This is a genomic window from Pseudomonas sp. B2M1-30 (assembly GCF_025447575.1).
GTDB classification, from domain to species: Bacteria; Pseudomonadota; Gammaproteobacteria; order Pseudomonadales; family Pseudomonadaceae; genus Aquipseudomonas; species Aquipseudomonas botevensis.
On sequence record NZ_JAOEJT010000009.1, the window covers coordinates 32,364 to 54,386 of the forward strand.

22 protein-coding genes are annotated in these 22,023 nt (G+C 60.7%); 10 read left to right on the forward strand and 12 right to left on the reverse strand.

Translation table 11 applies throughout. The features are described 5' to 3' along the window. Positions 1–16 precede the first annotated feature (16 nt). The 5 genes from rpsD (at position 17) to bfr (ending at position 4,404) form a co-directional block, all read left to right on the forward strand. The gene (gene rpsD, locus N8H74_RS18000) at positions 17–637 is read left to right on the forward strand and encodes a 30S ribosomal protein S4 (protein WP_217830272.1); all 621 of its coding nucleotides are present in this window, start codon (positions 17–19) and stop codon (positions 635–637) included. Positions 638–663: 26 nt separating this feature from the next. Further along, entirely contained in the window at positions 664–1,665 is a 1,002-nt protein-coding gene (gene rpoA, locus N8H74_RS18005) for a DNA-directed RNA polymerase subunit alpha (RefSeq protein ID WP_003186012.1), read from the forward strand. 42 nt (positions 1,666–1,707) lie between these two features. Continuing rightward, positions 1,708–2,094, forward strand: a complete 387-nt coding sequence (gene rplQ / locus N8H74_RS18010; protein ID WP_110965127.1) for a 50S ribosomal protein L17 — start codon at positions 1,708–1,710, stop codon at positions 2,092–2,094. A gap of 238 nt (positions 2,095–2,332) precedes the next feature. After that, entirely contained in the window at positions 2,333–3,787 is a 1,455-nt protein-coding gene (locus tag N8H74_RS18015) for a catalase (protein WP_262149194.1), read from the forward strand. A 149-nt stretch (positions 3,788–3,936) separates the two neighbouring features. After that, positions 3,937–4,404 (forward strand): bacterioferritin, encoded by a 468-nt coding sequence (gene bfr / locus N8H74_RS18020; protein WP_065259514.1) that lies wholly within the window; start codon positions 3,937–3,939, stop codon positions 4,402–4,404. A 65-nt stretch (positions 4,405–4,469) separates the two neighbouring features. On the opposite strand, the gene uvrA is transcribed toward bfr, so the two are convergent. After that, the gene (gene uvrA / locus N8H74_RS18025) at positions 4,470–7,304 is read right to left on the reverse strand and encodes an excinuclease ABC subunit UvrA (RefSeq protein ID WP_262149198.1); all 2,835 of its coding nucleotides are present in this window, start codon (positions 7,302–7,304) and stop codon (positions 4,470–4,472) included. A 191-nt stretch (positions 7,305–7,495) separates the two neighbouring features. Between uvrA and N8H74_RS18030 the strand changes: the two genes are divergently transcribed. Continuing rightward, on the forward strand, positions 7,496–8,893 hold the full coding sequence (locus N8H74_RS18030) for an MFS transporter (protein ID WP_217830269.1): 1,398 nt from the start codon (positions 7,496–7,498) through the stop codon (positions 8,891–8,893). 9 nt (positions 8,894–8,902) lie between these two features. Then, the gene (locus N8H74_RS18035; protein WP_007966163.1) at positions 8,903–9,421 is read left to right on the forward strand and encodes a single-stranded DNA-binding protein; all 519 of its coding nucleotides are present in this window, start codon (positions 8,903–8,905) and stop codon (positions 9,419–9,421) included. A 75-nt stretch (positions 9,422–9,496) separates the two neighbouring features. On the opposite strand, the gene N8H74_RS18040 is transcribed toward N8H74_RS18035, so the two are convergent. The 7 genes from N8H74_RS18040 to N8H74_RS18070 all read right to left on the reverse strand — a co-directional run bounded on the left by N8H74_RS18040 (position 9,497) and on the right by N8H74_RS18070 (position 14,757). Then, entirely contained in the window at positions 9,497–10,654 is a 1,158-nt protein-coding gene (locus N8H74_RS18040; RefSeq protein ID WP_262149202.1) for a glutathionylspermidine synthase family protein, read from the reverse strand. A 2-nt stretch (positions 10,655–10,656) separates the two neighbouring features. Next, positions 10,657–11,343, reverse strand: coding sequence for a DUF1190 domain-containing protein (locus N8H74_RS18045; RefSeq protein ID WP_262149204.1), 687 nt, complete (start codon positions 11,341–11,343; stop codon positions 10,657–10,659). Between the two features lie 17 nt (positions 11,344–11,360). Continuing rightward, complete coding sequence (locus N8H74_RS18050; protein WP_217830266.1) at positions 11,361–11,786, reverse strand: DUF350 domain-containing protein; 426 nt, start codon at positions 11,784–11,786, stop codon at positions 11,361–11,363. A gap of 15 nt (positions 11,787–11,801) precedes the next feature. Continuing rightward, positions 11,802–12,452 carry a YjfK family protein gene (locus N8H74_RS18055; RefSeq protein WP_262149207.1) on the reverse strand — a complete coding sequence of 217 codons (651 nt, stop codon included), beginning with the start codon at positions 12,450–12,452 and terminating at the stop codon, positions 11,802–11,804. A gap of 211 nt (positions 12,453–12,663) precedes the next feature. Beyond that, positions 12,664–13,362, reverse strand: coding sequence for a PspA/IM30 family protein (locus tag N8H74_RS18060; protein WP_217830260.1), 699 nt, complete (start codon positions 13,360–13,362; stop codon positions 12,664–12,666). A gap of 17 nt (positions 13,363–13,379) precedes the next feature. Next, a complete protein-coding gene (locus N8H74_RS18065) occupies positions 13,380–14,048 on the reverse strand; it encodes a DUF2170 family protein (RefSeq protein ID WP_262149210.1) in 669 nt (222 codons plus the stop codon). A gap of 154 nt (positions 14,049–14,202) precedes the next feature. Then, positions 14,203–14,757, reverse strand: coding sequence for a cysteine hydrolase family protein (locus tag N8H74_RS18070; RefSeq protein ID WP_262149212.1), 555 nt, complete (start codon positions 14,755–14,757; stop codon positions 14,203–14,205). Between the two features lie 99 nt (positions 14,758–14,856). Here N8H74_RS18070 and N8H74_RS18075 point away from each other — a divergent pair, with 99 nt between their 5' ends. The 3 genes from N8H74_RS18075 to N8H74_RS18085 all read left to right on the forward strand — a co-directional run bounded on the left by N8H74_RS18075 (position 14,857) and on the right by N8H74_RS18085 (position 17,909). Then, on the forward strand, positions 14,857–15,843 hold the full coding sequence (locus tag N8H74_RS18075) for a GlxA family transcriptional regulator (RefSeq protein ID WP_262149214.1): 987 nt from the start codon (positions 14,857–14,859) through the stop codon (positions 15,841–15,843). A 208-nt stretch (positions 15,844–16,051) separates the two neighbouring features. Next, positions 16,052–17,161, forward strand: coding sequence for a DUF3182 family protein (locus tag N8H74_RS18080; protein ID WP_262149216.1), 1,110 nt, complete (start codon positions 16,052–16,054; stop codon positions 17,159–17,161). Next, positions 17,151–17,909: an alpha/beta fold hydrolase gene (locus tag N8H74_RS18085; RefSeq protein WP_217830252.1), complete on the forward strand. Its 759-nt coding sequence runs from the start codon at positions 17,151–17,153 to the stop codon at positions 17,907–17,909. Before N8H74_RS18080 ends, N8H74_RS18085 begins: the two co-directional genes overlap by 11 nt. 54 nt (positions 17,910–17,963) lie before the next feature. Here the strand turns inward: N8H74_RS18085 and N8H74_RS18090 are convergent, their stop codons facing one another. Genes N8H74_RS18090 through N8H74_RS18105 form a run of 4 tightly spaced genes read right to left on the reverse strand, consistent with a single transcriptional unit; the run spans position 17,964 to position 21,950 of the window. Then, the gene (locus tag N8H74_RS18090) at positions 17,964–18,950 is read right to left on the reverse strand and encodes a lysylphosphatidylglycerol synthase domain-containing protein (RefSeq protein ID WP_217830250.1); all 987 of its coding nucleotides are present in this window, start codon (positions 18,948–18,950) and stop codon (positions 17,964–17,966) included. Next, entirely contained in the window at positions 18,947–20,233 is a 1,287-nt protein-coding gene (gene clsB / locus N8H74_RS18095; protein ID WP_262149218.1) for a cardiolipin synthase ClsB, read from the reverse strand. Before clsB ends, N8H74_RS18090 begins: the two co-directional genes overlap by 4 nt. After that, positions 20,230–21,027, reverse strand: a complete 798-nt coding sequence (locus N8H74_RS18100) for an endonuclease/exonuclease/phosphatase family protein (RefSeq protein WP_262149220.1) — start codon at positions 21,025–21,027, stop codon at positions 20,230–20,232. The genes clsB and N8H74_RS18100 overlap by 4 nt, the downstream gene beginning before the upstream one ends. Next, complete coding sequence (locus N8H74_RS18105) at positions 21,024–21,950, reverse strand: DUF72 domain-containing protein (RefSeq protein ID WP_262149221.1); 927 nt, start codon at positions 21,948–21,950, stop codon at positions 21,024–21,026. The genes N8H74_RS18100 and N8H74_RS18105 overlap by 4 nt, the downstream gene beginning before the upstream one ends. Positions 21,951–22,023: the final 73 nt, after the last annotated feature.

The window sequence follows — 22,023 nt, forward strand, 5'->3', positions numbered from 1 at the left end:
CAGGAGATCGTAAAGAATGGCTCGTTACATTGGTCCAAAATGCAAACTCGCTCGTCGCGAAGGCACCGATCTCTTCCTGAAGAGCGGCGTGCGCGCGATCGAATCGAAGTGCAACATTGAAGCTGCACCTGGTATCCACGGCCAGCGCCGCGGTCGCCAGTCCGACTACGGCACCCAACTGCGTGAAAAGCAGAAGGTCCGTCGTATCTACGGCGTTCTCGAGCGTCAGTTCAGCGGTTACTACAAGGCTGCTGCCAGCAAGAAAGGCGCAACCGGTGAGAACCTGCTGCAACTGCTCGAATGCCGTCTGGACAACGTTGTATACCGTATGGGCTTCGGTTCGACTCGTGCCGAATCCCGTCAGCTGGTATCGCACAAGTCGATCAGCGTTAACGGTCAGACCGTAAACGTACCGTCCTTCCAGGTTCGTGCTGGTGACGTGGTTGCTGTTCGCGAGAAGGCAAAGAACCAACTTCGCATTGTCCAAGCTCTCGAGCTGTGCGCCCAACGTGGCCGCGTAGAATGGGTAGAGGTAGATGCTGAGAAGAAGTCGGGCGTTTTCAAGAACGTTCCTGCTCGCAGTGATCTGTCCGCCGACATCAACGAAAGCCTGATTGTCGAGCTCTACTCCAAGTAAGTAAGGGCTAGAAAATAGGTGCATCCATGCAGATTTCGGTAAATGAGTTCCTGACACCCCGTCACATTGACGTGCAGGTTGTCAGTCCAACCCGCGCCAAGATCACTCTCGAGCCTCTCGAGCGTGGTTTTGGCCACACCCTGGGCAACGCGCTGCGCCGCATCCTGTTGTCCTCAATGCCCGGCTGCGCAGTAGTCGAGGCCGAGATTGACGGTGTGCTCCACGAGTACAGCGCCATCGAAGGTGTACAGGAAGACGTAATTGAAATCCTGTTGAACCTTAAAGGTCTGGCCATCAAGCTGCACGGTCGTGACGAAGTTACGCTGACCTTGTCGAAGAAGGGTTCGGGGGTGGTTACCGCTGCCGATATTCAGCTGGATCATGATGTCGAGATCGTTAATCCCGATCACGTAATCGCTAACCTGGCGTCTAACGGCGCCCTGAACATGAAGCTCACCGTAGCTCGTGGTCGTGGTTATGAACCAGCAGACTCGCGTCAGAGCGATGAAGATGAAAGCCGCAGCATTGGTCGCTTGCAGCTCGACTCTTCGTTCAGCCCGGTTCGCCGTATCGCATACGTGGTGGAAAACGCCCGTGTCGAACAGCGTACCAACCTGGACAAGCTGGTTATTGATCTGGAAACCAACGGTACTCTGGATCCTGAAGAGGCTATCCGTCGCGCTGCAACCATCCTGCAACAGCAGTTGGCTGCGTTCGTCGACCTCAAGGGTGACAGTGAACCAGTGGTTGTCGAGCAGGAAGACGAGATCGATCCGATCCTGCTTCGCCCGGTTGACGATCTGGAACTGACTGTACGTTCGGCTAACTGCCTTAAGGCGGAAAACATCTACTACATCGGCGACCTGATTCAGCGTACCGAAGTAGAGCTGTTGAAGACTCCGAACCTGGGCAAGAAATCCTTGACTGAAATCAAGGACGTTCTGGCCTCCCGCGGTCTGTCCCTCGGCATGCGCCTCGACAACTGGCCGCCTGCAAGTCTTAAGAAGGACGACAAGGCGACTGCCTGATCGTCGTAATCACCGAACGTAGTGTTTGGTAAGGAATGAACCATGCGTCATCGTAAAAGTGGTCGTCACCTGAGCCGCACCAGCTCGCACCGCAAGGCCATGTTCCAGAACATGGCGGTGTCGCTGTTCGAGCACGAGCTGATCAAAACTACTCTGCCAAAAGCCAAAGAACTGCGCCGCGTTGCCGAGCCGCTGATCACTCTGGCCAAGACAGACAGCGTTGCTAACCGTCGTCTGGCTTTCGACCGTACTCGTTCGAAAGCTATCGTTGGTAAGCTCTTCAACGACCTGGGCAAGCGTTACGCTACCCGTGAGGGTGGCTACCTGCGCATCCTCAAGTGCGGTTTCCGCGCTGGCGACAACGCGCCTATGGCGTACGTCGAGTTGGTTGATCGTGCTACCGGCGGCGAAGCTGTATCTGCTGAGTAAGACGTCAGTCTGAAACAAAAAGCCGGGCCTAGTGCCCGGTTTTTTGTGCCTGTAAGAAAAGCGCTTTTTGTACAAGCGTGCGACGCCATTCTGTTGTCACCATGTGTTGGGAGTCATCATTAGTAATTTTCTATCGATACCTGAAAATTAATGAATTTGTAGGTGTCACATTGATGATCAATACTCCCAACCAAGCCGACTAGCCGGCAGTTCAAGACCGACAGAGGAAGATGATCGCATGAGCCAAAACAAGACGCTTACGACCGCCAGCGGTGCACCCGTCGCTGACAACCAGAATTCTCGTTCCGCCGGCCCGCGCGGGCCGCTGTTGCTCGATGATTTTCATCTGATCGAGAAACTTGCCCACTTCAACCGTGAAAACATTCCTGAGCGCCGCGTCCACGCCAAGGGTTCGGGTGCTTACGGTACGTTCACCGTAAGCCGTGACATCACTCAATACACCAGTGCCAAGCTGTTTTCCGCTGTCGGCAAGCAGACTCCGACTTTCCTGCGCTTCTCCACTGTGGGCGGTGAGCGTGGTTCGGCTGATACCGAGCGCGATCCTCGTGGTTTTGCCCTGAAGTTCTACACCGAGGAAGGCAACTGGGACATCGTTGGTAACAACACGCCGGTGTTCTTCATTCGTGACCCGCTGAAGTTTCCAGACTTTATCCACACCCAAAAGCGCCTGCCGCAAAGCAACCTGAAAAGCGCACAGGCGATGTGGGACTTCTGGTCGCATTCGCCCGAGGCGCTGCACCAGGTAACGATTCTGTTCTCCGATCGCGGCATTCCTGACGGTTACCGTCACATGCACGGCTTTGGCAGCCACACTTACAGCCTGATCAACGCTCAGGGCGAGCGTCATTGGGTCAAGTGGCACTACAAGACCCTGCAAGGGATCAAGAACCTTGCGCCAGCCGATGCGGCGCGTCTCGCCGGCACTGACCCGGACTACGCTCAGCGCGATCTGTTTGAAGCCATTGAGCGCGGTGACTTCCCGAAATGGAGTGTGTGCATCCAGATCATGACCGAAGCCCAGGCTGCGGCTCACTACGAGAACCCGTTCGACGTGACCAAGACCTGGTCGCAGAAGGAGTTCCCGCTGATCGAAGTCGGCGAACTGGAGTTGAACCGTAATCCGCTGAACTACTTCGCCGAGGTCGAGCAAGCTGCGTTTGGTCCGAGCAACATGGTGCCAGGTGTCGGTCTGTCGCCGGATCGCATGCTGCAGGGCCGAGTGTTCGCGTACGCCGATGCCCATCGCTACCGTGTAGGCACCAATCACCAGCAGCTGCCGGTCAACGCTCCGCGCAGCCCGGTGAACACTTACCAGCGCGATGGTTCGATGGCGTTCGGCAGCAATGGTGGTGCGACGCCGAACTATGAGCCGAACAGCTATGTGGAGTCGCCGAAACAGGCACCGCACTACGCAGAGCCTGCCCTGGCGTTGAGTGGTGCAGCAGATCGTTACGATCACCGTGAGGACACCGACTACTACAGCCACGCAGGTGCGTTGTTCCGCCTGATGAGCGCCGAGCAGAAAGCGCTGTTGGTCAGCAACATCGCCGGTGCCATGGCTGGTGTGTCGAGTGATGTGATCGACCGTCAGTTGCAGCATTTCCACAAGGCCGACCCGGCGTATGGAGAAGCAATCGCAAAGCTGCTCAACGTACGGCTTAACGAAGTCTAAACGAGAAGCAGAACCGCCCTCATTAGGGCGGTTTTTGCGTTATTTAGGCTGCTTTTCTCAGAATATCTTCGCTTTTATTGCGCGAAGTGAGTGACCTTATGGTCAGGTTGGTTCAAACTACAGACTTTCAGGCAGGGAGATGTAGGGCGATGCAAGGCCACCCAGACGTTATCGATTACCTCAACACGTTGCTGACCGGCGAGCTTGCCGCGCGTGACCAGTATTTCGTTCACTCGCGGATGTATGAGGACTGGGGATTCACCAAGCTCTACGAACGAATCAACCACGAAATGGAAGAAGAAGCCGGTCACGCTGATGCGTTGATGCGCCGGATTCTGATGCTTGAAGGCACCCCGCGCATGCGTCCGGATGACCTGGATGTCGGCACCACGGTGGAAACCATGCTCGAAGCGGATCTGCGCCTTGAGTACAAGGTTCGCGCCGCACTCTGCAAAGGCATCGAGCTTTGCGAGAAGCATGGCGACTATGTCAGCCGCGATATTCTCAAGCTGCAGTTGCACGACACCGAAGAAGATCACACTTACTGGCTGGAAAAGCAGCTGGGTCTGATCAAACTGATCGGTATCCAGAACTACCTGCAGTCGCACACTTCCTGATTTCATCAGGTACAAAAAAGCCCCTGTCACTGACAACGTGACAGGGGCTTTTTCATGCCTGGCGATCAGGCCCGATCGCGGATCAACAACGGTTTGAGGTAATGACCGGTGTGAGATTGCTTCATCTCGGCGACTTCCTCCGGTGTCCCGGTCGCAATGATCTGCCCGCCCTTGGAGCCACCCTCAGGCCCGAGATCCACCAGCCAGTCGGCGGTCTTGATCACATCGAGGTTGTGCTCGATCACCACCACGGTGTTGCCGTGGTCGCGCAGGCGATGCAGGACGTCGAGCAGTTGCTGGATGTCCGCGAAGTGCAGGCCGGTGGTCGGCTCATCGAGGATGTACAGGGTCTTGCCGGTATCGCGTTTGGACAGCTCGCGGGACAGCTTGACCCGTTGCGCCTCGCCGCCGGACAGCGTCGTGGCTGACTGGCCGAGCTTGATGTACGACAGACCGACATCCATCAGCGTTTGCAGCTTGCGCGCCAGCGCCGGCACCGCATCGAAGAACTCCCGGGCTTCCTCGATGGTCATCTCGAGGGTTTCATGGATGCTCTTGCCCTTGTATTTGATCTCAAGGGTTTCGCGGTTGTAGCGCTTGCTCTTGCACACATCGCACGGCACGTAGATGTCCGGCAGGAAGTGCATTTCCACTTTGATCAGGCCGTCACCCTGGCAGGCCTCGCAGCGCCCGCCCTTGACGTTGAACGAGAAACGCCCCGGGCCATAACCGCGTGAGCGGGATTCTGGCACGCCGGCGAACAGTTCGCGGATCGGCGTGAACAGCCCGGTGTAGGTCGCCGGGTTGGAGCGTGGCGTACGCCCGATCGGGCTCTGGTCGATGTCGACGACCTTGTCCAGATGTTCCAGGCCCTTGATGTTGTCGTGGGCGGCGGCTTCGAGGGTGGTGGCGCCGTTGAGTGCGGTGGCGCTCAGCGGGAACAGCGTGTTGTTGATCAGCGTCGATTTGCCCGAGCCGGACACGCCGGTGACGCACGTCAGCAGGCCGATCGGAATTTCCAGGTCGACGTTGCGCAGGTTGTTGCCACGCGCGCCCTTGAGCGCCAGAACCTGCTTCTTGTTGCGCGGGGTACGCTTGGCCGGCACTTCGATCTTGACCCGCCCCGACAGGTATTTTCCGGTCAGGGAGTCCGGGTGAGCCATGACTTCATCCGGCGTACCCTCGGCCACGATCTGCCCGCCATGCACACCGGCGCCCGGGCCGATGTCCACCACGTAGTCGGCCAGACGAATCGCGTCTTCGTCGTGCTCGACCACGATCACCGTGTTGCCGATATCCCGCAGGTGCTTGAGGGTGCCTAGCAGGCGGTCGTTATCGCGTTGGTGCAAGCCGATCGACGGCTCGTCGAGGATGTACAGGACACCGACCAGACCGGCGCCGATCTGACTGGCCAGACGAATCCGCTGGGCCTCGCCGCCGGAAAGGGTGTCCGCGCTGCGATCGAGCGACAGGTAATCGAGACCGACGTTGACCAGAAATTGCAGGCGTTCGCGGATTTCCTTGAGAATCTTGTCGGCGATTTCGCCACGGCGGCCGGTCATCTTCAGCTCGCCGAAGTAGTCGCAGGCATCGCCGATCGGCAGGTTGGTCACCGCCGGCAGGGTTTTCTCTCCGACCCACACGTGCCGCGCTTCGCGACGCAGACGCGTGCCCCGGCAGTCCGGGCATGACTGGGTGCTGAGGAACTTCGCCAGTTCTTCGCGCACGCTGGCCGACTCGGTTTCGCGGTAGCGCCGCTCGAGGTTCGGCACGATGCCTTCGAACGGGTGCGAGCGTTTGACGATGTCACCCCGGTCGTTGAGGTATTTGAAGTCGACGTTCTGCGAGCCACTGCCGTGCAGGATGTACTTCTGCTGATCGGCCGGTAGTTCGTTGAACGGCTTCTCCAGGCTGAAACCATAGTGCGAGGCCAGGGAGCCGAGCATCTGGAAGTAATAGACGTTGCGCCGGTCCCAGCCGCGAATCGCGCCTTCGGCCAGGGTCAGGTCCCCGTTGACCAGGCGTTTGATGTCGAAGAACTGCTTCACGCCCAGGCCGTCGCAGGTCGGGCAGGCACCGGCCGGGTTGTTGAAGGAGAACAGCTTGGGTTCGAGTTCGCTGATCGCGTGGCCGCAGATCGGGCAGGCGAAGCGCGCGGAAAAGATCATTTCCTCGCCCGGTTCGTCGTCCATCGGCGCGACCAGGGCGATGCCATCCGCCAGCTTCAGCGCGGTTTCGAAGGATTCGGCCAGACGCTGCTGCAGATCGGCGCGTACCTTGAAGCGGTCGACCACGACTTCGATGGAGTGCTTCTTCTGTTTATCCAGCTTCGGCAGTTCATCGAGTTCGCACAGCCGGCCATTGACCCTGGCCCGGACGAAGCCCTGGGCGCGCAGTTCTTCGAAGACCGACAGATGCTCGCCCTTGCGCTCGCGGATTACCGGAGCCAGCAGCATCAGCTTGCTGCCTTCCGGTTGTGCGAGCACCAGGTCGACCATCTGGCTGACGGTCTGCGCTTCCAGCGGGATATCGTGATCCGGGCAGCGTGGCGTGCCGACGCGCGCATAGAGCAGGCGCAGGTAGTCGTAGATTTCGGTGATGGTGCCGACCGTGGAGCGCGGGTTGTGCGAGGTCGACTTCTGTTCGATGGAGATTGCTGGCGACAGGCCTTCAATGGTGTCGACGTCGGGTTTTTCCATCATCGACAGGAACTGCCGGGCATAGGCCGACAGCGATTCGACATAGCGGCGCTGACCTTCGGCATACAGCGTGTCGAAGGCCAGGGAAGACTTGCCGGATCCGGACAGGCCGGTGATGACGATCAGCTTGTCCCGTGGCAGGGTCAGGTCGATGTTCTTCAGGTTGTGGGTACGGGCCCCACGTATCAGGATCTTGTCCAAAGTGGCCTCGCTCGGCGGGCGTCGAAAACGTAGGAGTATACGACCAACTACTGGATGGATGCACACTATCGAATGAAGGTTTTTTTGCCGTTCATGAAGAGAGTTTCATCTGTACGCGTCAAAGCGTCGCGATATACCCCGTCTTCCGATGGGACTGGTAGAATCGCCGCCGGTTCACACGAGGTTTTTCCATGCACGATCCCCACAGCGAACGCATGAGTGGCAGCGAGACCCGCGCGGCGAGCGGTCTGGCTCTGGTGTTCGCTTTCCGTATGCTTGGCATGTTCATGGTGTTGCCGGTGCTGGCGACCTACGGCATGGATCTGGCGGGAGCGACCCCGGCCCTGATCGGGCTGGCGATTGGCGCTTACGGCCTGACCCAGGCGATTTTCCAGATTCCGTTCGGGATCATTTCCGACCGCATCGGCCGGCGTCCGGTGATTTACCTGGGGCTGATCGTCTTCGCGCTGGGCAGCGTGCTGGCGGCCCAGGCCGATTCGATCTGGGGCGTGATCGCCGGGCGGATCCTGCAAGGTGCCGGGGCGATTTCCGCGGCGGTCATGGCCCTGCTGTCCGACCTGACCCGCGAACAGCACCGGACCAAGGCGATGGCCATGATCGGCATGACCATCGGCCTGTCGTTTGCCGTAGCGATGGTGGTCGGCCCGCTGCTGACCCGCGCGTTCGGTCTGTCCGGCTTGTTCCTCGCCACCGGCGGCATGGCGCTGTTCGGCATCGTGATCGTGATGTTCATGGTGCCCAAATCCACCGGGCCTCTGAGCCACCGTGAATCCGGCGTGGCCCGTCAGGCGTTGATGCCGACGCTTAAACATCCGGATCTGCTGCGCCTGGACCTGGGCATTTTTGTGTTACATGCGATGTTGATGTCGAGCTTCGTCGCCTTGCCTCTGGCGCTGGTGGAAAAGGCCGGCCTGCCCAAGGAGCAGCACTGGTGGGTGTACCTCACCGCGCTGCTGATTTCGTTCTTCGCCATGATCCCTTTCATCATCTATGGCGAGAAGAAACGCAAAATGAAACGAGTTTTGCTCGGCGCCGTGCTGACGCTGATGCTCACTGAGCTATTCTTCTGGCAGTTCGGCGACAGCCTGCGGGCTCTGGTGATTGGCACGGTGATCTTCTTTACCGCGTTCAATCTGCTGGAAGCCTCCTTGCCGTCGCTGATCAGCAAGGTTTCACCGGCGGGTGGCAAGGGCACGGCCATGGGCGTGTACTCCACCAGTCAATTCCTCGGTTCGGCACTCGGCGGGATTCTCGGCGGCTGGATGTTCCAGCATGGCGGTCTGTCGGTTGTGTTCCTTGGATGTGCGGGACTGGCTGCACTTTGGCTGGCCTTTGCTGTTACCATGCGCGAACCTCCCTACGTGACGAGCCTGCGCCTGCCGTTGTCGCCTGAAGCGATACGCGAAGCGGGTCTGGTCGAGCGCCTCAAGGCCCTTGTAGGGGTAACGGATGCTGTGATTGTTGCCGATGAAGCGGCCATCTACATCAAACTGGACACCGAATTAATGGATCGCACCACTCTTGAACGCCTGGTGAACAACCCGGCGCAGACTGCGTGCGAAGCCTAGGAGAACGTTATGGCCCGTGGGGTTAACAAAGTCATCCTGGTCGGCACTTGCGGCCAGGACCCCGAAGTACGCTACCTGCCTAACGGTAACGCCGTGACCAACCTGAGTCTGGCGACCAGCGAGCAGTGGACCGACAAGCAGACCGGTCAGAAGGTCGAGAAGACCGAATGGCACCGTGTATCGATGTTCGGCAAGGTTGCCGAAATCGCCGGCGAATACCTGCGCAAGGGTTCGCAGGTCTACATCGAAGGCAAACTGCAGACCCGCGAGTGGGAAAAAGACGGTATCAAGCGTTACACCACTGAAATCGTGGTCGACATGCAAGGCACCATGCAACTGCTCGGCGGCCGTCCACAACAGGGCGACCAACAAGGTGGCGGCAACAACTATCAGCAGCAGGCGCCACGCCAGCAGGCTCCGCGTCCGCAGCAGTCGGCTCCGCAACAGCGTCCGGCCCCGGCTCCACAGCAGGCCGCACCGCAACCGGCTCCGGATTTCGACAGCTTCGATGACGATATTCCGTTCTGATCCGGCGCTACCGCCGATCTGAATGAAAAAGGCCCGTCGTTCGCACGACGGGCCTTTTTTGTGGGCGAGTTTTTTTCAATCCAGAATCAGATGCGGCAAAAACCGGCTCGAATCCTTGGTGATCAGACTGTTGTCCTCGCGCACGCCAATCCCCGCCGCCTGATCGCCAATCACCCAGGAACCGATCAGGGTGTAGCTGTCATCGAACTTCGGCAGCGGTGCCAATTCCTGCAGGATGAAGGGCGCGTCGGTGTAGGGGCCGTCTTCTTTCACCGTCAGGCCGTCGGCCGTCTGCAATTCGATGTTGGCGCCTTCCCGGGAGAAATACGGCTTTCGCACCCAGCCCTTGGGTACGGAAGAACCAGGGTTCGGATCGAGATGCGCAGCGAGCAGGTTTGGATGGCCCTTGTGCATTTCCCACAACAGCGGCAGAACGCCCTTGTTCGACAGGATGGCTTTCCATGCCGGTTCAAAAAACTGTGTATCGCACTGGGCGATCGCCGGGCCGAACGGTTCGTGGAAGATGAACTCCCAGGCATGCAGCTTGAACAGGTGCGGGATCCAGCGGTCTTCGAGGTCGACGAAACGCCCTTCGGCGGTCAGGCCGATGTCTTCGATGTCGATGTGGCGTGATTCGATGCCGACGGTTTCCGCGATCAGTCGCAGGTAATCCGTGGTGCCCTTGTCTTCGACCGAGCCTTTCATCGAGGCGAAGTAGAACGGCCGCTTCAACTGCAGCTCGGCGAAGGCCTGATGCAGCTTGGTGTCGATGCTGTTGAACTGATCGGCGCGGGCCGGCAGCAGGCCGCGTTCGATGCATTGTTCCAGCCAGCCCCACTGGAATGCCGATGCTTCGTAGAGGCTGGTCGGCGTGTCGTAGTTGAGTTCCAGCAGCTTGGCCGGGCCGTTGCCGCTGTAGGAAAAGTCCATGCGCCCGTACAGATGCGGATGACCTTCCAGCCAGGATGTGCGGATCATGTCGTAGTACGGCGCGGGGATGCTCAGGCGATCAAGCAGTTCCTCGCTGTGCACCACGCGGTCGACCAGATCCATGCATATCTCATGCAGTGCGGTGGTCGGATCCTCAAGATCGTTTTCAATCTGCGCGAGCGAGAACTGGTAGTAGGCGCGCTCGTCCCAATACGGCTCGTTATCGATGGTGTGGAACATGAAACCGAGGCTTTCGGCGGTCTGTTTCCAGTCGTGGCGCTCGGCACAGGGGATTTTCTTCATGATCAGCTGCTCGAGCGGCCCCAGCCACCCCAGCCGCTGCGGGCACTGGACTGGCTGCCAAAGCCGCCACGGGACGTCGAAGAGGCGACGTTGACCGGTTTACTTTTGCTGCTCTCGTAATCCTGGCTGCGCGGTGCCGATTCGATTTTTCGGTATTGGGTCGAGGTGTTGTAGGTCTGGCGGGTATCGCGGTCACGATAAACCGTGCGGTTCGAGCTGTTATTGCTCATCGCATTGCCAATCAGCCATCCGGTCAGCCAGCCGCTGCCGGCGCCACTGGAGGAGTGCGAGGTGCTCTGTGTGGTCTGGGTTGTTTGCGCGGCACTGGTATCGCCCGCCGGCATTTGCGCATCGGCGATCGCGTCGAGATCCTGCGCCGGCTCACCGACCTGCGGGATCTTGAAGCCGCCGAGTTTCGGCACGAAACGGCCGGCGGAATTTTTCTGACACCAGTTGGCGGCAAAGTCCGCGTCGCACGCAGCCTTGTCGTCGTAGGCCGGCGCGACGCGCCGATGTTCGGCGAGGGCGGCGACGTAGGCGTTGGAGCAGACGTCGGCCGCGACCTCGGCATCCACGCACTGTTCCACGCTCTGGAAGCTGCGCTGCTGCTCCTGCGCTGCCGCTTCGCCGGAAATCGCCAGCGCCACCGAAGCGGCCAGCGACAGTTGAACGTATTTGCTTCGTTTCATCACAGGCTTCCTGCCGGTCAGTTGGACGGTGTCATGCACGCGGCATTGAGCATGCCGACGCTGATTGCCACGGCCGCAACGTAGATGCCGGAAGCGACCTCACCGTTGGCGATACGCTGAGAGGTGCCCTTGAGTACCAGCCCGGTCGCGAGGAATGCCAGCAGTTGCACCACGGCAGCGATCACCGCCCACAGCACGAAATCGAGGACGTTGATCGAGTAGGCGATCACGTTGCTCGCCGGAATCGCGAAACCGATGATCGCGCCGGACAGGGCGATGGCGGCGGCGCTGTTGCCGGAGCGGATCAGCTCGAATTCCTTGTGCGGGGTGATGCGGGTGTAGACGAACTGAAACAGCATGAACAGCGCAACGGCGCCGATCAGGTAGACGACAAAACCGACCAGCGCGGTCTTGTTCAAGGAGACGGCAAGCATTTCCAGCATGAAAAACTTCCTTATTCAAATGGTGCTCAGGTCGGTCGTGTACAGCGAAATGCCCAGCGAAGTGCTCAGGCTGACCGTGCCTTCTTCATCCTGTTCGACCGAGAACAACAGCAATTCGCGGCGGTCGGTCAGGCCGGTGTCGCGGGCATAGAGCATCGAATGGTGTTCGATGGTGTAGGACTCGTCCGGGTTGATCACCTGTTCGGTCAGCGGCACCAGTTCGGTCTGGCCCTGTTCGGTGCCCCATTCGCGCGTGAACACAACGCCATTGTGGGTGTAGGAGGGCAGGCCGATCAGGCTGTTGGGACCGGCCAGGCGCTGCAATTCGGCGTCACTGTTGACGGTCACGTAGCTGAGGTAATTGAACAGCGTCACCGACTCGACCTGATCGTCACCGGTGACATGGATCTGCACCCAGAAATCTTCGTTGTTCAGGTAGTAGCGATGCAGTTTGTTCGACTGGCCGAGGTCGATCCAGCCTGCGCTCCAGATGGCCTGGGCGTCGGGAACCTGTACCGATGTGCTGCCGTCGAGCAGCAGGCCCAGGGTCGAGTCGAACCGGATCGCCTTGCCTTGCGCCAGGCCGAGCGGGCCACCGGCAACCTCGGGTGTCGGCGCGGAAGTCTGCCAGTTGCTGGTGCCCAGCAAGTCTTTAAACCATCCCATGGGTACGTTCCTTGAAGCGGGTGGAGGTGTTCGTCGGCAAAAACGCCGCTAGTGTACCGGGCGGCGGGCTGAACGAGCAGCAGGATTTGCGCGATGGAAAGCAAGTGGGAGCGGGCTCGCCCGCGAAGGCAATTTATCGGCCGACAGGAATGTCGACTGACGCACCGCCTTCGTGAGCAAACCCGCTCCCACAGGTTTTTCCTTCCAGTGATTACTGGGCGGACTTTTGCTTCAGACGCTCAAGGATCGCGTTGGCGCTGCCTTCGTTCGGGGTGATGCCGGCTTCGCGCAGTTTGCGGTCCAGGTCATTGCCGGTCGACGCATCAGCCAGTTCGTCCGCAGCACTCAGTTCGGCGGCGCGTTGCTGTTGCTTGGCTTGCAGACGGTTCAGGGTGCCGACGGCGGTTTCCAGTTTGCCGTTGGCACCGCCGCTGGCGATGGAGGCACTGACCTGGGCTTTCTGCACGCTTTCACGGGCCTTGGCCATGTCCACTTGCTGGCGCAGGCTCTTGATGCGCGCTTCGGCCTTGTTGATGTCCTTGCGCATGTTTTCGGCGTAGGTGCCGAACTCGTCGCTCTGCTTTTTCTCGGCGTCGAGGTCGTTGGTCAGGGTCGAAATCGCTTCGGCCACTTCCAGCGCCAGGTCTTCGCGGCCGGCGTTCAGGGCGGAAACAGCCTTGGCTTCCAGATCCTTGATCTTGGCGTCGTACTCGCTCACGCGGTCGGCGGACAGCTTGTGCTTGGCCATGATGGTGACCAGTTCGCGGCGGGCGTTGGAGAGTGCGCCGTCGGCGTCGCGGATTTCCTGGTCGAGGATGCGCAGGGCCTGTTGGTCGACGATCGCTTCGCCGACTTCATTGGCGCCGCCGCGCAGTGCGGTGAACAACTTGCTCCAGATGGACTGAGTCATTGGATTTTCCCTGTTGATTACTTGAAGAAGTGTTCGAAGGCTTCGCTGGCGCGCTGCACGTTGTCGACCAGGGTTTTGACCTCTGTGACCACGTTGGTCAGGCTCGAATCTGCGCTCAGCGCGCCGAACATGTTGTAGACGGTCTGGCCGTTGGGCATCGACTCGATGCCGATCGACGACAGCGGGAACATTTCCCGGCTGCGCAGCACGGCGTCGTTGAAGGCGCGCACGTCGGAGATCGAATCGACGTCCACCAGCACGGTGTCGACGATGATCTGCTGACCGGCGATGGCGATGTGAATCGGCAGGCCGCCGAATTCGTTCATCTCCAGTTTCAGGCTGGGCTCGGAACTCTGGATCAGGGACAGCGTGATGTCTTGCGAAGCCACCTCGTCCAGCGCCTTGAGTGCGGTGTAGAGGCTATCGATGTTCCAGTTGTTGCCTGCGCTCATGTAATTCTCCGACATGAAAGAGCCAGCCAGAATCGGTTGGCGTAGCTGTTGCTCCATTTGCTTGAGCAAGCTTCGGTTTTCGGGAAGCACCCAAGTTTCGTGTTTCACATAACCGGCGGCCGCCAGGCCCGCGCGCATCTGCTTCATATAGAAGCTCGACGGTTTTTTCGCGGACGGTGTCGAGCGCACTCCCTTCGGGTTGTCTGACGCAGCGGCCGGGGAGCGGCTTTTCATGGCAATGACTCCGTTATGAACATCTCACGCGTGGGCCACACTACAACCAATCCAGAACGTCAGCAATGACTCACGCGTGAGATTTTTATGACACACGCAAAAAGGCCCGCAGCGAGGCGGGCCGGAGGTATTGCGAAGTTTTTCCAAGCGGTGATTAACGGCTGGCGGTGAGGAATTCCCGGGTGGAGACCACGCTGGCGTAAGCAAAACCCAGAGCCGACATGAACGCGGCGTGAACCTGGGCAGCGGGTACGCTGACGCCGTTGAATTCCAGATCACGGGTGGCGCAGGCATCGTGGATCACCGTGACGGTGTAACCCAGATCCGCCGCCGCCCGGACGACGCCGTCGACGCACATGTGGCTCATGCTGCCGACCACCACCAGTTCCTTGATGCCTTGCTCGTCGAGGATCGCTTGCAGCTCGGTCTCGCGGAACGAGTTGACGAAATGCTTGAGCACCACCGGTTCGTCGGCCCGGTTGAGCACTTTGGGGTGCAGCTGCGCACCGTCGGAGCCGGGGGTGAAAAACGGTGCATCCGTGGAGGTGAATTCGTGGCGGATGTGAACCACTGAATCACCTGCCTCACGGAAGGCTGCGATCAACTGCGCGGCGTTGTCGGCGGCGGCATCGGCGCCGACCAGCGGCCACTTGCCTTGGGGGAAGTAGTCGTTCTGGATATCGACTACGATGAGCGCTTGCTTGGCCATGGGTGTGTCCTCGAAGTGTGGATGGGTGTGGCGCCAGTATTGGCGCCGGTCGCTGTTTCGAGGATTGGCCGCACCGACAATAGACAGGGGAAAACTGACATGGGCGCACAAAGGGCTGTCGCCGAACTGGGCGTGCTGATTTATCCCGGCGCGCAGATGGCGGCGGTGCATGGCTTGACCGATCTGTTCGGAGTGGCCAACCGGATTGCCTCCGAGCATGAGGCGGCGCAGTTGCCGTTGCTGCGGATCAGTCACTGGCAGGTCGCAGGCGATCAGCCGCCGGTACGGGTCTACGACAGTCATCCCGCTGCGGAAACCGGTTTGCTGGCGGTACTGATTCCGCCGTCCATCGCCGGGTTTTCCGCTGCGCACATGCCGGCCGGTCTGGTGCCCTGGCTACGCGAGCAACATGCTCGGGGCGCGACCCTCGGCGGGGTTTGTGTCGGCTCGTGGCTGCTGGCCGAAAGCGGTCTGCTCGATGGCCGCAGCGCGACCACTCACTGGACCTCGGCCAAGGCCTTCGCCGAGTGTTATCCGAAGATCCACCTCAAGGCCGATACGCCGATTGTCGATGACGGCGACCTGATCACCACCGCCGGGCTGATGGCCTGGTCGGAGTTGGGATTGCGTCTGGTCGACCGCTTGCTCGGGCCGAGCATCGCCAGCGGCACCGCGCGCTTTCTGGTGGTGGAACACAGCGACAGCGCCAGCGAGTGCGGGAGCAATTTTGCGCCGATCCTCAACCATGGCGACGGGGCGATTCTCAAGGTTCAGCATTGGCTGCAAGGCACCGGCGCGACCGATGTTTCGCTGACGGCCATGGCCGAGCGGGCAGGGCTGGAAGAACGGACCTTCCTGCGCCGCTTCCGTGCCGCGACCGGCCTGAAACCCACCGAGTATTGCCAGCACCTGCGGGTCGGCAAGGCGCGGGAACTGCTGGAGTTCACCAATGGCACCATCGATCATATTGCCTGGACGGTGGGCTATCAGGATCCGGGGGCGTTTCGTGCGACGTTCAAGAAAATCACCGGGCTGGCGCCGAGTGATTATCGCGGGCGGTTTGGCGTGACTCCATCGAAGTCCTGAATGGACTGCACTGGTGTGAGCGTTTTGTACATCAGTCGGATCGTGCAAATTGCCGGAGTCTTGCGCCCGGTCGTGCAGATTGAAACAGGCGCGATGCCATCAGGATTTTGCCAAACGATTGATTCGCTGAAGTTTTCCACAGATTCCCCATTGGCCTGATCTCTGCACCCCTCTACCCACATTCATCAAGCCGCTGGAAGGGGGACGCATGACCCCGACATCCCGCAGGAAACTGGTGGTCGCGCATTCGGTGCGTGCCGGCGCGCCGCAGCATGAAGTGCAGACCAACAAAGCCCTGGCCCGTTGGCTGGCGCAGATTCTCGGGCTCAACTTCGGCGGTCGTTACGAGCCGGAAAAACATCGCGGTCGCGAGCTGTACCTGCTGCCGACTCAAACGATTGTCGGTGCGACCCACGTCGAGGCGCTGGGCATCAACGGCCCGGACGACTTGTGGGGCGGTTACGTCGAACACGATTTCATCTGCACCAAGGCCATCAGCCACGGCCTGCGCAGTTATCAGGCCCGCGCGCCGCAAGGCTGGTCGCCGCTGTTTTCCGAGCGGGTACGCAATGTGGTGCTCGACGGCCTCAGCGTATTTGCCCTGGAGGACGCGCGGCCCGCTGCCGAGCATCTGTTGTACAGCGGCCCGATCCGGCTCAAGCCGATCCACGCCTGCGCCGGTCGTGGCCAGGAAGTGATCGACAGCCTCGACGCCTTCGACGAAATCCTCGCCCGCCCGGACGCTGAAAAACTGTTCAGCAACGGCGTGGTGCTGGAGCAGGATTTGCGCGAGGTGGTCACGCACAGCGTCGGTCAGTCGTTCATCGGCGATCGGGTGTTGAGTTACTGCGGCGATCAATACCTGACGAATGACGGGCAGGGCGAAGAGGTCTATGGCGGCTCCAATCTGCTGGTGGTGCAGGGTGGCTATGCCGAGCTGCTGGCGCTGGAGCTGCCCGACGACGTGCGCCTGGCGATCGAGCAGGCGCAGGTGTTCGACAGCGCCGCCGATGAGGCCTACCCGAATTTCTTCGCCTCGCGCCGCAACTACGACATCGCCCAAGGCCTCGACAGCGACGGCAAACCGCGCAGCGGCGTGCTCGAGCAATCGTGGCGCATGGGTGGCGCCAGCAGCGCGGAAGTCGCGGCGCTGCAAAGTTTCGTCAACGACCCGGCGATGCGCGCGATCCGTGTGTCGTCGGTGGAAACCTACATCGACGAGTCCCTGCCGGCCGATGCCATCGAGGTGTATCGCGGCCCGGCCGAGAACAGCGAATTTCTCCTCAAATACGTAACGGTCAAATCCTATGACGGCTAGAAGCGAAAGCGTTCAAATCGACATTGATGACGAACAGATGAGCGGGACGTTTCTCAGTCCCAAATCGAAGGTTCCCGGCGTGCTGTTCGTACACGGTTGGGGTGGCAGTCAGGAGCGTGATCTGGAGCGGGCAAAAGGTATCGCCGGTCTGGGTTGCGTGTGCCTGACCTTCGACCTGCGCGGGCACACCGGCGGCACCGGGATTCCGTTGACCCGGGTGACCCGCGAGGACAATCTGCGTGACCTGCTGGCGGCCTATGATCGACTGCTCGCGCACCCGGCGCTCGACACGTCGGCCATCGCCGTGGTCGGCACCAGTTATGGCGGTTACCTCGCATCGATCCTCACCTCGCTGCGTCCGGTGCGCTGGCTGGCGTTGCGGGTGCCGGCGCTGTATCGCGACGAACAATGGCACACGCCCAAGCGTGATCTGGACAAGTCCGACCTGCGCGACTATCGCGGCACTCTGGTGCGCGCCGACAGCAATCGCGCCTTGCACGCCTGTTCACAGTTCACCGGGGACGTGTTGCTGGTGGAGTCGGAAACCGATGACTACGTGCCCCACGCAACGATCATGAGTTACCGCGCGGCGTGCCAGCAGACCCACTCGCTGACCCACCGTATCATCGACGGCGCCGACCATGCGCTGAGCGAACCGGTATCGCAGCAGGCCTACACATCGATTCTTGTGGACTGGATCACCGAGATGGTGGTGGGCGAGCGGTTGAGCATCATTCAAGCCCAGTGACGGCAGTCGTGGGGGCTGGCTCGCTCGCGAAGGCGCTCTCGAAGGGCGCTGCGATCAGCCGGGTTTCTTCTCGATGCGCAACGCCTTGGCCTTGGCCTCCACCAGCAGATACATCACCACCGTGATCAGCAGCGGCAGCAGAAAATAGATCGCCCGATACGCCAGCAACCCGGCCACCAGACTGCCCCGCGACGCCTCGTGTTGCAGCAGCGCGACGAACACCGCTTCCAGCACCCCGAGACCCGCCGGAATGTGCGTGATGACCCCGGCGATCGCGCTGATCAACAGCACGCCGAGCACCAGCGGATAATCGAGTTTGCTCGGCAGCAAGGTGAAGATCACCGCTGCCATCAATGACCAGTTCAGTGCGCCGAGCAGCAGTTGCAGCACCGCCATGCGCAGCGACGGCAGGTTGATTTCCACGCCGCGAATCGACCATTCCCGACGCCGGGAAAACCGGCACGCCGCGAGATAGCCAGCACTGAGCAACAGCAACAGCACGCCGATTCCCTGCAACGCCGTGCTGTTGATTTTCCACCCCGGCGGCATGCTCACCAGACCACTGGCGAACACCGCCCCGGCGATGGTCATGTAGCCGAACCAATTGGTCGCCAGACTCAGCCCGAGGATCTTGGCAATGTTGCTTTTGCTCACTCCGAGCCGCGAGTACAGGCGATAACGCATGGCGATCCCGCCGACCCAGGCACTGAGGTTGAGATTGAACGCGTAGCTGATGACGCCCACTGGCAGGATCTGTTTCCAGGTCAGGTCCTGGCGGATGTAGGTGCGGCCGATCAGGTCGAAACTGGCGTACACCAGAAAACTCACCAGGGTCAGGCTGGAGGCGATGATCAGCGTGCGCACCTTGAAGTCGGCGAGGGTCTGCAACACTTCGGCCCATTCGATGCGCCGGGCAAACATCGTCAGCAGCACGATCAGCGCGAGGAAAAACAACAGGGTCAGCGGCCGCTTCCAGCGGCTCCAGCGCGAGTGGCTGGTTGCCGGTGAATGGGCGGCGGCACGGGCTTCGGAACGGCTCATGAAGGATCACCCCCTGCAGCACGGAAAAACGGTTTCAGCCGAGGTTTATGCGCCGGCAGCCAACCGGCCATGGCCGGAAAGTGACGCAGAAAGTGGAACACCAGAAAGCCCACCGTCATGTGCCAGATCCGCCCCCGTGGCGCGCTCGCCGGGTCCATCGCCTTGCAGTGATTGAGGCTGAGGTCTTCCAGGCGTTCGAACAGTTGGCGGTTGAATGTGCGATCGCGGATCAGCACGTTGGCTTCCAGGTTCAGCGCCAGGCTCAACGGGTCGAGATTGCTTGAGCCGACCGTGCTCCATTCGTCATCCACCAGCGCCACTTTGCCGTGCAATGGACGGTCGCAATATTCGTAGATCCGCACCCCGGCCTTGAGCAGATAGTCGTAGGTCATGCGCGCCGCGAGTTTGGCCACCAGCATGTCCGGCTGGCCTTGCAGAATCAGCCGCACATCGACGCCACGCCGTGCCGCGTTGCGCATTTCGCGCAGCAATCGGTAGCCGGGAAAGAAGTAGGCGTTGGCGATCACCACCCGGCGTCGAGCGTTGCGCAGCACCTGCAAATACACGTCCTCGATGTCGGTGTTGTGCTGGTCGTTATCGCGAAACACCAGGCGTACCTGGCCGTCGTGATCGTCGACGGCCATCTGCTCCCGCCGCTGGCGCCGACGCTGCCACCAGAACCGCGCCCGGCCGGGACGGCCGCTTTGCAGCAGGGCGAAGTGGTGGATGTCGGTCACCGCCGGACCCTGGACTTGCACCGAGTAATCCTGCTTGGCCTCGGGGCCGAAATCGGCCAGGTGGTCGCCGGAAAAATTGATCCCCCCAATGAACGCGACGAGGCCGTCGACCACCACGATCTTGCGGTGCAGGCGGCGGAACCAGTTGGTGCGAATGCCCAGGTGTTTGGGCGCCGGATCGAAAATTTGCAGATGCACCCCGGCGTCGCTCAGGGCAGTGAGGTAACCGGCGCTCAATTCGCCGCAACCGAAGCCGTCGAAGCTGACGGTGGTGCGCACGCCGCGCCGGGCGGCGTCGATCAGGATCTGCTGCAATTCGCGGCCGACCTTGTCTTCGAAAACGATGAAGGTTTCCAGGAGGATTTCACTCTTGGCCGCGCGCATCGCCTCGAACACCCGAGGGAAATATTCCTCGCCATTTTCCAGCAGCTCGACCCGGTTGCTGCCGTGCCAGCCGTATTCGACGTCGACGTGCCCCGGCTCGCGGATCGGCGGGGTAATGCTCAGCGGTTCCACGGCGGATTTTTCCAGCGGTGCGCTGCTCATATTTCGATCTCCACCGATAACGGCGCGTGGTCGGAAAGGTGCGACCACGGTCGGTTCGCCAGGACTTTCGGCTGACGGGCCTTGAGGTTGCGCACGTAGATGCGGTCCAGCCGCAGGGTCGGCAGGCGCGCCGGAAAACTGCGTGCCGGTTTGCCCTGATGGGCCGCGAACACTTCGCGCAGACCGCTAGGCTTGAGCAAGGCATCGGCGCGCTGGCGCCAGTCGTTGAAGTCACCGGCCACGATCACCGGGGCGTCATCCGGTAGCTCTGCCAAGCGTTTGCCGAGCAGTTTCAGTTGCGCGTTGCGGTGGCTCTCGCGCAGGCCCAGATGCACGCAGATCGCGTGCAGCTCGCGGTCATCGCCCGGCAGGCGCAACACGCAATGCAGCAGGCCACGGTTTTCATGCCCGCTGATCGACACGTCGAGATTGTCGTGGCGGATGATCTGAAATTTCGACAGCAGCGCATTGCCGTGATCGCCATCCGGATACACCGCATTGCGCCCGTAGGCGAACTGCGGCCAGAGGCTGTCGGCGAGGAATTCGTATTGCGGCATCGTCGGCCAATTGAGGTAGCGCTTGGGATGATGTTCGTGGGTGCCGTGGACTTCCTGGAGAAACACCACGTCGGCGGACACGCTGCGCACCGCTTCGCGCAGCTCCGGCAGGATGAAGCGCCGGTTCAGAGCGGTGAAACCCTTGTGGGTGTTGATCGTCAGCACGGTGAAACGGTTGATGGTGCTGACGACTTCGGTTTGCTCGTCGGTGACGCCGATGGGCTCGCGGATGCTCATGACAGCACTCCTTCGTTGGCCGGCTCGCCGGGGGTGGTGGCGAGGTCTTTATCGAGGTCGAAGCGATGCAGCAGGCTGCGGGCATCGAAAGGCGCGCGGACTTTGATGTCGTTGTCGAAGTAGCAGAACACCTCGCGGGATTGGCGTGCCCGGGGTTTCAGGCGTGGTGCGATCAAGTGTGCATCGCGGGGCTGCCGGCCGTGGTGCCAGGCATCGATGCGCTCGGCCCAGCTCTTGAGTGCTGTTTCCGAGTAGCCGCTGGCGTAGAGCTCTTCGGCACCGTGCAGACGCAGGTAGACGAAGTCGCTGGTGAGGTCTTCGCGGTACGGCCATTTTCCGGCGGTGTCGGCGATCACCAGGGCGGTGTTGTAGCGTTTGAGCAGGCGCACGAAATCGGCATCGAGAAAACTGTCGTTGCGGATCTCAACGGCATGGCGCAGCGGTTTCTTTCCGTATGCCTTGAGGCTGGCGTGGCCGTGCAGATGCGAGTCGTGCTGGCGGGCGAGGGCGGCAGCCGCTTCGGTGTCGTGGGGCAACAGAGCGAGGAAGTGTTCGAACAGTTCGGCGTCGAATTTGAAACTCGGCGGAAACTGCCAGAGGATCGGCCCGAGTTTTTCTTTCAGTTCCAGCACCCCGGAGGCGAAAAAGTTGGCCAGGGGTTTCTCGATGTCGCGCAGGCGACGGATGTGCGTGATGAACCGCGGAGCCTTGACGCTGAAAATGAAGTCGTCCGGGGTTTCGGCATACCACTGGGCGTAGCGTTCCGGCCGTTGCAGGGCGTAGAACGAGCCGTTGATTTCGATGCTGTTGACCGCCCGTGAGGCGAACTGCAATTCGCGTTTCTGCGTCAGCCCCTTGGGGTAGAAACCGCCCCGCCAAGGGGCGTAGCGCCAGCCTGAAATACCAATGTGAATCGCCGCCATGCCGCCCTCCCGTGGAATGTCCTCGCGCTGCCTCTGTTTGTGGATGACTGTGGGCGGGGCGGGAAAGTTTCGG

Coding starts and splice junctions, on each gene's coding strand:
- N8H74_RS18100 (WP_262149220.1), bottom strand. CDS start 21,027: ATGAGCATCCGCGAGCCCATCGGCGTCACCGACGAGCAAACCGAAGTC.
- N8H74_RS18050 (WP_217830266.1), bottom strand. CDS start 11,786: ATGCTGGAAATGCTTGCCGTCTCCTTGAACAAGACCGCGCTGGTCGGT.
- N8H74_RS18045 (WP_262149204.1), bottom strand. CDS start 11,343: ATGAAACGAAGCAAATACGTTCAACTGTCGCTGGCCGCTTCGGTGGCG.
- N8H74_RS18085 (WP_217830252.1), top strand. CDS start 17,151: ATGACGGCTAGAAGCGAAAGCGTTCAAATCGACATTGATGACGAACAG.
- N8H74_RS18105 (WP_262149221.1), bottom strand. CDS start 21,950: ATGGCGGCGATTCACATTGGTATTTCAGGCTGGCGCTACGCCCCTTGG.
- bfr (WP_065259514.1), top strand. CDS start 3,937: ATGCAAGGCCACCCAGACGTTATCGATTACCTCAACACGTTGCTGACC.
- N8H74_RS18035 (WP_007966163.1), top strand. CDS start 8,903: ATGGCCCGTGGGGTTAACAAAGTCATCCTGGTCGGCACTTGCGGCCAG.
- N8H74_RS18055 (WP_262149207.1), bottom strand. CDS start 12,452: ATGGGATGGTTTAAAGACTTGCTGGGCACCAGCAACTGGCAGACTTCC.
- N8H74_RS18080 (WP_262149216.1), top strand. CDS start 16,052: ATGACCCCGACATCCCGCAGGAAACTGGTGGTCGCGCATTCGGTGCGT.
- rpsD (WP_217830272.1), top strand. CDS start 17: ATGGCTCGTTACATTGGTCCAAAATGCAAACTCGCTCGTCGCGAAGGC.
- N8H74_RS18060 (WP_217830260.1), bottom strand. CDS start 13,362: ATGACTCAGTCCATCTGGAGCAAGTTGTTCACCGCACTGCGCGGCGGC.
- N8H74_RS18070 (WP_262149212.1), bottom strand. CDS start 14,757: ATGGCCAAGCAAGCGCTCATCGTAGTCGATATCCAGAACGACTACTTC.
- N8H74_RS18040 (WP_262149202.1), bottom strand. CDS start 10,654: ATGAAGAAAATCCCCTGTGCCGAGCGCCACGACTGGAAACAGACCGCC.
- N8H74_RS18015 (WP_262149194.1), top strand. CDS start 2,333: ATGAGCCAAAACAAGACGCTTACGACCGCCAGCGGTGCACCCGTCGCT.
- N8H74_RS18075 (WP_262149214.1), top strand. CDS start 14,857: ATGGGCGCACAAAGGGCTGTCGCCGAACTGGGCGTGCTGATTTATCCC.
- rpoA (WP_003186012.1), top strand. CDS start 664: ATGCAGATTTCGGTAAATGAGTTCCTGACACCCCGTCACATTGACGTG.
- rplQ (WP_110965127.1), top strand. CDS start 1,708: ATGCGTCATCGTAAAAGTGGTCGTCACCTGAGCCGCACCAGCTCGCAC.
- N8H74_RS18090 (WP_217830250.1), bottom strand. CDS start 18,950: ATGAGCCGTTCCGAAGCCCGTGCCGCCGCCCATTCACCGGCAACCAGC.
- N8H74_RS18030 (WP_217830269.1), top strand. CDS start 7,496: ATGCACGATCCCCACAGCGAACGCATGAGTGGCAGCGAGACCCGCGCG.
- clsB (WP_262149218.1), bottom strand. CDS start 20,233: ATGAGCAGCGCACCGCTGGAAAAATCCGCCGTGGAACCGCTGAGCATT.
- N8H74_RS18065 (WP_262149210.1), bottom strand. CDS start 14,048: ATGAAAAGCCGCTCCCCGGCCGCTGCGTCAGACAACCCGAAGGGAGTG.